General features: G+C 25.0%; 10 protein-coding genes. 4 read left to right on the top strand and 6 right to left on the bottom strand.

The genetic code is table 11. From position 1 onward, the window contains the following. Nucleotides 1–113 precede the first annotated feature (113 nt). Both mptA and M2325_RS08110 read right to left on the bottom strand, forming a co-directional pair. Nucleotides 114–1,049, bottom strand: coding sequence for a GTP cyclohydrolase MptA (gene mptA / locus M2325_RS08105; protein WP_209591634.1), 936 nt, complete (start codon nt 1,047–1,049; stop codon nt 114–116). Nucleotides 1,050–1,193: 144 nt separating this feature from the next. Continuing rightward, nucleotides 1,194–2,417: an AAA family ATPase gene (locus M2325_RS08110; protein ID WP_209591635.1), complete on the bottom strand. Its 1,224-nt coding sequence runs from the start codon at nt 2,415–2,417 to the stop codon at nt 1,194–1,196. 606 nt (nt 2,418–3,023) lie between these two features. Between M2325_RS08110 and M2325_RS08115 the strand changes: the two genes are divergently transcribed. After that, on the top strand, nt 3,024–3,521 hold the full coding sequence (locus M2325_RS08115) for a hypothetical protein (protein WP_209632016.1): 498 nt from the start codon (nt 3,024–3,026) through the stop codon (nt 3,519–3,521). A 456-nt stretch (nt 3,522–3,977) separates the two neighbouring features. On the opposite strand, the gene M2325_RS08120 is transcribed toward M2325_RS08115, so the two are convergent. The 3 genes from M2325_RS08120 to M2325_RS08130 form a co-directional block, all read right to left on the bottom strand. Beyond that, nucleotides 3,978–5,015: a transcriptional regulator gene (locus tag M2325_RS08120; protein ID WP_259052634.1), complete on the bottom strand. Its 1,038-nt coding sequence runs from the start codon at nt 5,013–5,015 to the stop codon at nt 3,978–3,980. A 42-nt stretch (nt 5,016–5,057) separates the two neighbouring features. Continuing rightward, nucleotides 5,058–7,103: an AAA family ATPase gene (locus M2325_RS08125; protein WP_259052636.1), complete on the bottom strand. Its 2,046-nt coding sequence runs from the start codon at nt 7,101–7,103 to the stop codon at nt 5,058–5,060. Between the two features lie 279 nt (nt 7,104–7,382). Continuing rightward, nucleotides 7,383–8,945 (bottom strand): nucleotide-binding protein, encoded by a 1,563-nt coding sequence (locus M2325_RS08130; RefSeq protein ID WP_259052638.1) that lies wholly within the window; start codon nt 8,943–8,945, stop codon nt 7,383–7,385. Between the two features lie 253 nt (nt 8,946–9,198). Between M2325_RS08130 and M2325_RS08135 the strand changes: the two genes are divergently transcribed. The 3 genes from M2325_RS08135 to M2325_RS08145 all read left to right on the top strand — a co-directional run bounded on the left by M2325_RS08135 (nt 9,199) and on the right by M2325_RS08145 (nt 12,818). Next, nucleotides 9,199–10,206 (top strand): potassium channel family protein, encoded by a 1,008-nt coding sequence (locus tag M2325_RS08135; protein ID WP_209591640.1) that lies wholly within the window; start codon nt 9,199–9,201, stop codon nt 10,204–10,206. A gap of 180 nt (nt 10,207–10,386) precedes the next feature. Beyond that, complete coding sequence (locus M2325_RS08140; protein WP_209591641.1) at nt 10,387–11,472, top strand: 2-oxoacid:acceptor oxidoreductase subunit alpha; 1,086 nt, start codon at nt 10,387–10,389, stop codon at nt 11,470–11,472. Between the two features lie 203 nt (nt 11,473–11,675). Then, nucleotides 11,676–12,818 carry a TIGR03576 family pyridoxal phosphate-dependent enzyme gene (locus M2325_RS08145; protein ID WP_209591642.1) on the top strand — a complete coding sequence of 381 codons (1,143 nt, stop codon included), beginning with the start codon at nt 11,676–11,678 and terminating at the stop codon, nt 12,816–12,818. Between the two features lie 21 nt (nt 12,819–12,839). Here M2325_RS08145 and M2325_RS08150 read toward each other — a convergent pair whose 3' ends face one another. Beyond that, nucleotides 12,840–13,106, bottom strand: a complete 267-nt coding sequence (locus tag M2325_RS08150; protein ID WP_209591643.1) for a DUF2098 family protein — start codon at nt 13,104–13,106, stop codon at nt 12,840–12,842. Nucleotides 13,107–13,246 lie beyond the last annotated feature (140 nt).

Consider the following 13,246-nt stretch of genomic DNA (forward strand, 5'->3'; position numbering starts at 1 on the left):
ATGTCTGTAATCATATTAATAATTTATTAAAGAAAATATTGAAAATATTAAAAATATAAATAAAAACAATTAATTTAAAAAGAGAATGATAGTTTAATAACTACAATAATTTATTAAATTAATTCATTTCTCAACTCTTCCATTGTGGAAAATCTTTCTGCAAAAGCATCATGTCTATGGATACTTTCCTTATTAACTTGTCTTATCAATATTTCTGCATTATCAGGCAATTCCGTAAATTCTTCTACAACTCGTTTTATCATTTCCCTAGCACAATCTTCTACAAATTTTGGATTTTTATGAGCAGATTGAACCACATAAGCTTCATCACTTCTTTTTAAGAGCTCATAAACTTCACCACTCATTGAAGATTTAATAATATCTATTATTTTAGAAATCCCTATTTCATAATTATCTGGCACTTCCACCATAATAGTTCCAATACCTCTTTGATTATGGGTAGCAATTGTAACGGAATCTAATATTTTAACAATTTCTTCATCGTTAAATCCATTTTTTTTGAGTTCAGTTATGGCATTTTGAGTTAACAAATCTTGTGCACAAGGGCATGCAGTAATACCTACAACTTCAGCACCGACCATTTTCTTCATTATTAATTTGCCATCTTCTTTAACACCATACGCACGAGCCATTATTTTACATACTTCTTGGGATTTTTTATGAGTAACAGGTGATTTTTCTTCCATAATATAATCATCACTAACTAAAAAAACCTCAGCTCTATTTGCATATTCGTGCTTTTCGAATAAACGCTTGACAATTTCAATAGATAAATCTTCGACGCCATATATCTCTTCTTCAGATAATATTCTTTCAATAACTTCCCCAATTACTTCAGGGCTTCTAGACATGTGTATACCTTTTTGATTAGAGGGTAAATCTACAAAAACTTCAAAAGTAGGTACTAATACTACATCTCTCTTTGAAGGATCTCTTTTTATTTTAACCAATTTCTTTAAATTAGTAACACCCACTCGAGTAAGTGAAACTTTAATGTCTGGTTCTTTAGACTGAACGTCACATAACATATAATCACCGACTAAATGTAAAATATTATTTAAAATATTATACTCTATCAAATATAAAACATACTCTTTGAGATTAGGATTATTTTTATAAAATTATAAAATATAGAATTCTCGTATAAAATATAAAAAAAGAAGTATGTATAATTAATTATCTTTTTCAGTAATTAAAACATCTTTTAATTCTTTAGATAATGTATAATATACATTATAACCATCTCTTTCTTTATATACATACCCCATTTCATAAATATCAGATAAATGAGTACCTATAGTTCCTGGCGAGTTATTTAAAACACCTGAAAGTTCTGTAACTGTGGAACTACCTCCTAAATCAGCCATAGCTCTTACAATCTTAGATTGAGCAGGTGTTAAATGATTCAATATCTGATGACCAACACTTATACCTAACTTTTTTAAAGCGGATTCTACCATTGATTCATCCACAGTTGTTGAACTATTTTTTAAACCAATAGATATTGCCTCAGAACAAGTCATTATAATACGTCTTGGGATGCCATCACATTCTTCAATTATCTTTTCAATACTTTCAGGTGTAAATGGATCATATTCTGAAGCTCCACTAGTATGTACATCTTCCAAACGCCTTAATATTAAATCATGTGCCTCTGCTTTATCCAAAGGTGGCATATTAATAACTTTAGGGATACGATCTCTTATTGCAGGTGAAATTTTAGTTAAATCTTCCATCATAGTTGGAGGTCCTGCAAAAAATGCCAATATATCATCTTCATATAAAAATGAGTGGAAAAACTGTAACAATCCCAAACAACTTCTTTTTGCAAATTGGTCGGCTTCATCAACTAATATCACACACAATTTACCTTCTTCTTTAACGTTATGTAATAAATATTTTAAATCCCTTTCAATTTTTTCACGAGGATAATGTACAGGTGTTTTATCACTATATGTGTTTAAACGTCTGTATATCTCTATTATTTTTTTAGAATGTTCCATATAATTTGTAGATAAAGTACCATCTACTGAGAATAAGTTATCTCCAATAATACTATGCATCAATTGAATTAAAAATTGTCTTGCAGTTACTTGAGAAGCTTCCAATTGTACAATCCAATGACCATGTCTTTTTGCTGCATAATATAAAATATTCAATATAGAACTTTTACCAATACCTTTAGTCCCCACTATTGCTGCATTAGCTACACTACCATATTGAGCTGCACCCAGAATATCTGCTATCTCCGATAATTCAGAATTTCTACCCACAAAAAATTTAGTATTTCCACGTATGGGCTTTTCAGAGAATGGATTAGATTTTAATTTTAATCTATTCATTGATTTTTTAGATATAGATGATGCATTGTGTATAAATTCTATAGGGTCTATCATAAAATCACCAATACACAATATTCATAATTATATTTTCATAAGAATATAATATATAATATCGGATATTTTTATATGTTTCGAATTTTCGAAAGAAATTAATATATTATATAATACAATATATACTATATTATAATGTGAATAATAATATAGTTTTATAAAATATTGTGAATATAATGTTTTTTTGTAAAAAACTTAATAAAAATATATTCTTGGTTAATAGTATTTATTAAAAATATGTTTAACTATTATATTATTAATATATAATATATTCTTTTAGAATAAAAATAATTTTAATAAGGATATTTAATAAGATTTTAAAAGAAAAAAATCATAATAAATGTGAATATACTTAATAAATGTAAAAATATACGTAAAATATAATAAAAATAAATAATAAACGTATTTAATTACTTTATAATAAATAATAAATATAAATATTAATATAAATAATAAAATAAGCAATAATTTAATAACAATTATCGTAATACTATATTATATATAAATAATAATTTCAATATTATGAATTATATCATTAATAAATATACAAACAATATATAATTAAAGAAAATAATATTAAACAGATTTGTAGAATATAAAGGTATAAATATGGATATAAAAACCAGTATTGATAAAAAAATAAATACCAAACAAAGGTATATTTTAATAAAATATTTAATGAACCATAAAAATAGTAGCATATCTAAAATACATGGTGTTACAAAATTGTCAAAAGGCTTCGTGTGTCAGTATTTATGCTTATTAAATAGCTTTGGAGTAGTTTATTATAATATGGAAAACAAAACGAAAGTTTATAATATAAATAATAAATATATAGATATTTTAGAAGATATTATTAGTAAAAAACAGTATAAATATGAATTAAACATAAAAAACAAAGATTATAATATAAATAATAAAAATATAAATAGTTTTATTGAAAATACTGATAAATATGGTTCTAAAACGTATAAAATACATTTTAAAAAATATTTAAATGATTATGAAATATATGAATTACCTGGCGATGAATATTGGTGTATAACATGTCAATCCAAAAATTGCGAACATATTTTAGAGTTAAAGCTTTTATTAAATGAAAAGTAGTTTTCGGGTTTTCTAAATGCTTATATATATAATACCTATTGAAAATACCATTTAACTTTTTTAAACATTTTGTAATTTTTATTTATTTTAATTAAAGCTCTTATTTTTTAATATAATATGTTTTAAAAGGATTATGATGATATTATATACTCTATATATTATATAACATGCTTCCTTGTATTTTAAATCATTTTATTTATATTATGGAGTATTATTCATGATTATATATAATATTATATTATATATTATTATTATTTACTATTATAGAGCATATGTATAATAATAATAGAAATAGTTAAAAAATATAATAAAATACACCAAATCACTGAAGGAATTTTAAAATTTTTTAAGTTAGTACTCATACATACATCATATCCGAAAACCCGAAAATTGAAAAACAATATAGCATTCGCTATCCTTTTAAAACAGTTGAAAAAGTTTTGTAAAAACCTATTTTCATATTTCATTGTTATATATGGTTTTTCTTAAATATATATCAGTATATAATCTAACATAGTTAGTATATTGACTTATTTTATTAAATAATAATTTATTAACCCTTAATTTATATATTATAGATTTTTTAAACTTATTTTTTGTTAGAATACCTAAATCACATAATTCACTTAAATATTTATATAATGTGGATTTGGTATATTCAGGTGTTATTTGTAATATATCTTGTATTTTAAACTTTTTTAAGTTATTACATTTATTATATAATTCTTTTAATTTATTAGGAATGGTTTGATAAGCTATTTTCTTCCAAGGTATTTTTAAATCTCTTAATGTTTTTAATTCTCGTTTACTGTTTTTTAATATAATATCTATTGCATCTATATTACCTTTGGATATATTTATGATACGTTCTGCCACTTTACAATTTTTTATTAAAATACCTGAATTTTTAGCATAATTTATAACTGAAGCACAGTTGTTTATTTGTGAATCTGGAAAATTATTTTGAATATTTTTTAAATTTTTAAATGGCGTCCTTATTATTACTGTAAAATCTTCATTTAACCATTTTACAAATCTTTTAAATGAGTGGCTATAATTCCAAGCATATGTATTATTTGTATCAATTACAATCAATGGTTTTATACTTTTGAGTAAAGTATTTAATTTAAAAATTACCTTTTCAAATTTCTTATTTTTTAAATCTTCAAATATATCTCCAATTACTCTATACCATCCTATTTTAGCTTTATTGTAATTCTTACCTATCCTGTATTCTTTATTTATATATGTAAATATATTTTGCATATGGTCTACGTCTTTTTTTCCATATGCAAATTTATTAGATATTGAGTTTAGTATATTACGTATCATTTTAGATACTGATGGACTACCTAATATTCTAATTATCGGGGTTTTATTTATGTAATGGAATTCAAAACAATTATCATATGGTAAAATTGTTGAATGATTCGCCGGTTGAATCCATAGGCTGCCATTGTCATATGTTTTAGGATAATTTTTTATTAGTTTCATAATAACCCCAGTTTATATTTAAAATACAAAAATCATGTTTTATTACATAATTCTGTACTTTCTGTTTTTCGGCTCGTATATGTCACCGACTTGCTTTAATTTTTTCAAAGCTATTTTAACTTGATTTTCGTCAATAGTTTCCTTATTTGCTCTTTCTACAATATCTTCATAAATTACCAATTCTGTATCTAATTCATTTGAAAGATTTTTTATTATATTATATACTGATTTCATATAATTTACATCTTTTTTAGATACTCCTGTTACCTTACCAATATCAAATGAATTAGTTTCTGGGTCATAAGCTATCTCTTTTAAAGATTCTGTAATTATATTGATAGCTTCTACTGCATCTAGCTCCTCAACTTCGTCATGAAGTCTTGCTTTGGCATGAGCCTCTGCAATTCTAATTGTAGCTTCTAATTGTCTAGCAGTAATTTGAACAGAGCTTTTTCTCATGTTTGTATAGTATTCTACAAGAATATTTTCCGCATCTTCTGAAATTATTGGTTTTTTTTGTCTAGCATATATAATATATTTTATTATAAAATCATTGTCAATTAATACATCATCAATTATTATATTATCTAATTTCATATTTTGTTTTATATTCTTGTCTAAAAATGCTTTATGTATATTTATAATATGTTTTCCAATTTCTTTATCCCTTGCACGGTCTGGTTCGTCTTTTAAGGGGAATATCAAATCGAATCTACTTAACATAGGTGCAGGAATGTTAATCTGTTCAGAAACTGCTTCATTATTATCAAACCTACCCCATTTAGGGTTACAAGCCGCAAGAATACTACATTCTGATGATAATTTTGTGTTTATACCACCTTTGTTGATATGTATCGTTTGGCTTTCCATGGCTTCTAAAACATAACTTTGCAAATCCCTATTCACTGTTAACTCATCAATACATGCAGTGCCTTTATTTGCTTTAACTAAAAGACCTGGTTTTATAACCCATGTATCGTCGCCTATTTCTGTTTTTTCCCGTACAACTGCAGCAGTTAAACCAACACCTGATGCAGTAGTGGCAGAACCGTATACATTACCAGGTATTTCTGCTATTTTCCTTAACATAACTGATTTACCAATACCTGGGTCTGTTATTAATAAAACATGACTATCGGCTCTTTTACTTCCTTTTTTTACGCCTTTTATCTGTTGTAATAATATGGCTTTTTTAATTGTAGAGTATCCTTTAATTTCAGGAATTAGTCTTTCGGATAATATATTTATTACATCTTTATTCTTACTTACTCTTTCAATTTTTTCAATATCTTCTTCAGTGAGAATTGCTTCTAATTTATTATCTATAATTTCGCAATTTAATCCTTTTACGATTATGTCATATATTGGTATCTTTTTATTCTTTTGAGATTTAACTGGAATCCCTGTTATTTTTACTCGACCACAATAAATACCCGGTGAATTTTCCAATAAAACGGTTATATATTTTGGTGGTTCTTCAGGATCTTCCATTAAATCTAAAGGTTGCTGAATTTTTAATTCCTGATAGTCAATATATTCTGAATTCTCCTCATTTAAATTCATTAATTCTCCACAATTCTTATTACTACACATTGGTTCTATATATCCTTCAAATGGATTTTCTATATTGGTATTTATAATATTGCCACATTTAGGGCATATAAATTTTGCTTTTTTCAAGGCTGATTTTATTTTTGTAGACACTGTTATTACGCCTTCAAATTCAACCAATTTTCCTAATTTATTACTTTTAATATCTTCAATAGTAACTGGTTTGTTCTTATTATTTTTATTAATGGATTCTGGTACATGGTATGGTACTATATTAATATCTTTTCTAACGGTCTTTAAAGATTCGTATGCATCTAGATAAGCGTCACGAATAATACTTAAGACCTCTTTAGGATTACTTTCCATTAAATCTATTTCTTTAAAAAAACCGTTTTTCTGCAAGTCTTCTAAATCGATTAAAACATTATTTTTATCATAAATTATATCATTACTATATTTATATCTAAAATAATCTTTCAAATTGCTTTTGTTATTTTTTAAAGACTCTATTTCTTTTGATAGTATTTCTGAATTCATTAATTCACCAGTAATTTATTTTATATAGTAACCAACATAGTAATAATTTAAAACTATATATCATCTAAAATAAATCTAATATTTTATTCACATTTATAATTATGTATTTACTAACATAATATATCAATGTATTAATTATTAAAAAATAAAATTTATAATTATTAAGATTATATTATAATAGTAATTATATCTTTATTTGACTTTTGAGTTTTCGAGTTATATGCAAGTTGTATATTATATTAATAAATTATCTTATTAGTAGGTAATTTTTAGTTAATTTTAATTACTTTTATAATTTAATTTTAAGGTTAAATTTATTAATTTTTCTTCAATATATGACGTGTCTTCGGGATTTTTAAAATATCCTTCAATATCTTCAATACGTATATTTTTGTTATTAATACCCATATCTAGTAATTCAATATCAATATCTAAATCAAGAGCTAAATTACAGAATAAATCATAATCTATTTCTACTTCAGGCATTAATCCCCTATTTTTAATATTTATATTTTGTTTTGCTTTTTTAATAGGTATTATTTTAATATCTGATTTATCACTTATATTTTTGACTTTTTCGACTATTCTATCATTATATATTTTATTTAAAATAATTCCTTTTACATCAACGCCTATATCCTTTAATAAAGAATAATAAATCAATGATTCAATATATGAACCTTCTATACCACTTTTACTACATGAAGAAATGATATATGTGGGTATATTTAATAATTTGGCTATTTCTGCACTACTATATCCTACTTTATTTAAACACCCTGTAAATGCACCCATCACACCTTCAATTATATAATAATCATAATCTGAAGATTCAATATATTTTTTAAATTCATCAATCGTTGACCAGCCTCTATCATATATTTTAATACTATTATATTTTGTCATAGTTTCGTTTGTAATATATAGTGATGGCACTATATCTCTTACATCAGGACCTATTTTGGCAGAAAATACTTTATATCCTTTTTTAGATAATTTACCTGCAATACTAGTTGTTATAAACGTTTTTCCACTTTCAGAACCGGTACCTAATAATATTATTCCTTTTTTCCCAGTATTTGTATTTTTTTTATTGTTTTCAGGGTTTATTTTTTCATCATATCTATATTTTTTAAATTTTGATTTTAAATTTTGATTTTTGATTAATATTTCTTCTAATTCATCTTCTTTAACTTTAAAATTATTTAAAAATGAATTTTTTATATATTCATTATCTAAAAAGTCATGTATCATAGTACCATATATTTTTTCATTAAATGCTCCAGAAATTAACTCATTAGATTTATCAAGCATTTTATAGTTTAATTTATTAACAAATGATTTAGTAAATACTTTTGAGTTTTCGATAGTAATATGACCGTATGTGTGACAATGAAATCCTTCATATAATTTATTATTATAAGTTTCTGACTTTTTTTCGCCATCATCATTTATTTTTTTACTATTAAATACTGTGTTATTTTCTATTTTAAATTTAACTCTGTCAGTACATATCAATGGAGATATATTCACATCTAACAAGCCCAATCCTTTTTTTAAAATAGGGATTTGGCTTTTTCTACCTATATCTATTGTATTAGCTAATAACTGAAACCCACTACATATACCCAACACATAACCGTTAAAATTAGATATTGTATTTTTAAATCCTTCATTATTTAGTAAATTATTACACTCTATTAAACTACCCCCTGGTATTATAAACAAATCCAAGTCTTTAATATCATTTATATTAGATTCTGATATCAATTTAGTGGGTAAATTTCCAAAATTTTCAAAAAAAGGCAACGTATTTTTAACACTCAATAATCCGATTTCCATAACATCACAACCATTTTATTAAAATTAACTTTAATATTATTAAATAAATATATAATATTGTAGTTTTCATAATTATTAAATGTTATTTTATTATATATTATAGAGTTGAAATATTTATATGATTGTAATCGGATATATTTTTAATATTATATTATTTACATATTAGAATATATCTAAAAAAACGAATTAGTAAATTATCTTTTAGTATTTGTATATGGAATGTCACAAATAATCAATTCAAAGAAGTGATATTATGGAACCTATAAAAAAGATAGAAATAGGTCTTATAGTAATGTTTTGTATCGTTGTGTTCTTTTCAATCTCATTTTCATATTTTGAAAATCTTACGTTGTTCGATTCATTTTATTTAACAATAATTACAATGTTTACAATAGGTTATGGTGAAATTCACCCTACTAACGACTTCGGAAAATTAACTGCGATATTATTGGCATTAACAGGTACGAGCGTCGGAATTTTTACATTTGGGAGTACTTTACAATTATTTGTAGAAGGTTATTTTAGAAAAGCAAATAGGATGAGAATTATGAAAAACAGAATTAAAAATATGGATGAACATTATATATTATGTGGTTATGGTAGGATTGGAAAAGTTGTTGCGAATAGATTGGCTAAAAGAGGCACTGATTTCGTGGTTTTGGACTTAAGTGAAGAAAATTTAGTTTCGGAGTTTGAAAAAAACCCTGATTTTAACTATATTTGTGGAGATGCCACCCTGGATGAATGTTTAATTGAAGCAAATATTAAAAATGCAAAGACCTTAATTTCAGCAATGCCTAAAGATTCTGATAATGTATTTGTCACACTATCTGCAAAAAGATTAAATCCTAATATACACGTAGTTTCCAAGGCTGAAGAAACAGTTTCAATGGATAAATTACTAATTGCAGGCGCCGATAAGGTTGTTTCCCCATATATGATAGGAGGTATGCGTTTAGCGGAATTAGCTATAAAGCCGGATGTTTTGGATTTTTTTTCCACATTCATGTCTATAGCCAATTATGAATATAATGAAGATATAGACCTTAGAAAATATAATATTTCAAAAAAATACGAAGGAATGTCAATTTTTGAATTATTGAATCATATTAATTACAACGTTTCAGTAATCGGTATTAAATCAAAAAACGGATCTTTGAGTGTTAATCCATCCAAAGATACAATATTACATATAGAAGATCAAATCTATGTTTTTGGTACATATGACCAACTTGAAAGTTTTGAACAATATATTAATTAAAATAATCGATTTTTTATATTTTTTTATATTTTTTAATAATATATTTTATTAATTTACAATAGTAATTTACTTGAAACTTAAAATATTAAGATTAATAATATATAATATATTGATATAACATATAATACTCAAATAATATAAAATTTAAACTTATTTTTTCACTATTAAGATACTGGTGATATGATGAAAACTGAATTTATACAAGGAAATATGGCTTGTGTGGAAGGAGCTTTAAAAGCAGGATGTATGTTTTTTGGCGGTTATCCAATAACTCCTTCAACAGAAATTGCAGAAGGAATGGCAAAAAAATTACCTAAATTGGGCGGTTATTATTGTCAAATGGAAGATGAAATAGCAAGTATGGCTTCCATAATTGGTGCAAGTTGGGCAGGTAGTAAATCAATGACTGCTACAAGTGGACCAGGCATTAGCTTAATGCAAGAAAATATAGGCTATGCTTTTATGACTGAAACACCTTGTGTTTTGGTAAACGTGCAACGTGGAGGTCCTTCAACAGGACAACCAACTGCTGCATCTCAAGCAGATATAATGCAAACAAAATGGGGAAGTCATGGTGACTACCAACCTATAGTTTTAGTGCCAAGTTCTGTACAAGAAATGTATGATTTTACAATATTAGCCTTTAACTATTCCGAAAAGTACAGAACACCTGTTTTTGTAATGGCTGATGAAATATTGGGGCATATGCGTGAAAAAGTAGTATTGCATGATGATATTAAAATAGTCGATAGAGTAACTCCAAAAAATAATGATTCAAATAATGAAAATGACAATATGGTACCAACCATGCCAGTTTTTGGAGAGGGCTACAAAACTGCAGTAACTGGTTTAACACATAATGAAAAAGGATATCCTGACGTTTCTGCTGAAACACATGATAAATTAGTGAGAAGATTATCTAATAAAATATTAGAAAATAAAGACGATATTATATTATATGAATCAAAAAATATCGACGCAGAAACTATATTTGTATGTTATGGAACTCCTTCAAGAACTGTTAAATATACTGTAGATTCTTTAATGGCTGAAGGAAAAGATGTAGGATATATAAGATTGAAAACTGTATTTCCATTCCCTGACGACTTGATTAAAAATTTAAAAGCTTCAAAAATATTGGTTCCAGAAATGAACTTAGGGCAAGTTGTGGGTGAAGTTATGAAATACGCAAATTGTGAAGTTAAATTAATTGGTAAAATAGGTGGCGAATTACATAAACCAGAAGAATTGAAGGAATATATTTAATTTAGTCTTTTATATTTATTTTATATTCATTTTTATTTTTTATTTTTAACATATTTTAATTTTTAAGGTATTAATTTTCAAATATTATTCTGAAAAATACTTAAACATATAATTATATATCGGATATAATAATTATTATATTCATTTTGTACTATATTTTAATTATACTATATTTTATATTATATTTTTATTCGAGGGATATTTTGAAGGATTTAGAATTTGAGAGAATCGTAAAAACAAGGGAAATTCTAAGGAATAATTTAAAAAAACATGGTAGGGATAACATATATGATTTAACAGGCTTAACTGGTGGTTTTTACATTGAAGATAAAAATTTAGACTTTCTAGAAACTTACACTGGACCTGCAATATTTACTGAAAAATTGAACAGACATGGGTTACTATATTTACACGACGACTTTACAGAAGATTCTGATATTAAAAATAAATTGGAATCTTTGGAAGAATATTGTAAATATGAAAAAGCAGTGGGATTCAATAGGACTTCTTCAGCACTTTTAGCTACAATAATAATGTTAAAAAGTAAAAATATAACTCAGATATTGCATTATGTACCTGAAAAACCATCCCACCCTTCAATACCTAAAAGCTGTAATATTTTAGATATTCCTTATTATGAAAGTGACAATTTTGATGAAATAATATCTTTAATCGATATCAATAAATTTTTAATAATAACTGGCTCTACAATGAACCATAAAATTGTAGATTTTGAAAATGCTAAAAAATTAATTGAATATTGCCATTCTAAAGACATTAAAGTTTTATTTGACGACGCCTCAGGTGCAAGGATACGTTTGTTAAATGGCCAACAAACTGCATTAAATATGGGTGCTGATTTAGTCGTTACAAGTATGGATAAATTAATGAATGGACCTAGAGCAGGTTTATTGGCGGGCAATAAAGAATTAATAAATGAAATATATTCTGAAGGCTTAAAATACGGATTAGAAGCTCAAGCGCCAATTTTAGCAGCAATGGTATATACTTTAAAAAATTTTAGCTTTGAACGTATTAAAAAAGCACAACAAAGAGCAATTAATTTTAATTTCGACGAATTAAATGAATATGATTTCTTATCTTTTGAAAAAACACCAACTGGTTTTATGATAAATATGGATTCAAAAGAGAGTTACGAAGTGGCTTTGGATTTATTGAATAATTATAGGATAATAACCATAACTACTTTAGGAATGCCTGACGCAAGTAAGACCTTAAGATTTGATTTTACATCTAAAGATGCAGATAGAGTTTCTGATAATTATATTAAAAATTCTATACTAAATGCCTTAATTTCATTAATTAATAAGAAAAATAGTGAATAAAAAAATTATATATTTTATAAATTAACCAGCGCCACAAGAATCAATATCTTCTGAATTACTTAAATTTATTTCATCGTCTTTAATTTCTATTTTTTTACTATTGTTTTTTTGAGTTATATTTTGAACAATTTCGATTAAACTGGGTTTATATGCTAAATTATTATCTAAAACTATCAATTTTTCATTATTTATATTTTTAAAATCTTTTACAACACCTTCAGTACCAGTATTTATATATCTTGCAAAATTTCCAATTTCGATATTTTTTCCATTTTTATCATATGGCATACAATCACCACTTATTTTTTCCTGATATTATTATATCGAATATATTATTTGTAATTTTACATTAGATTTTGTTATTATTTTACTAAATTCTAATAATGTAAAAATAACAGTTATTAAAAATATATACCTATATAATCCTC

Origin of the sequence: Methanococcus voltae PS (assembly GCF_024807035.1) — an archaeon.
Taxonomy (GTDB): domain Archaea; phylum AGJL01; class Methanococci; order Methanococcales; family Methanococcaceae; genus Methanococcus; species Methanococcus voltae.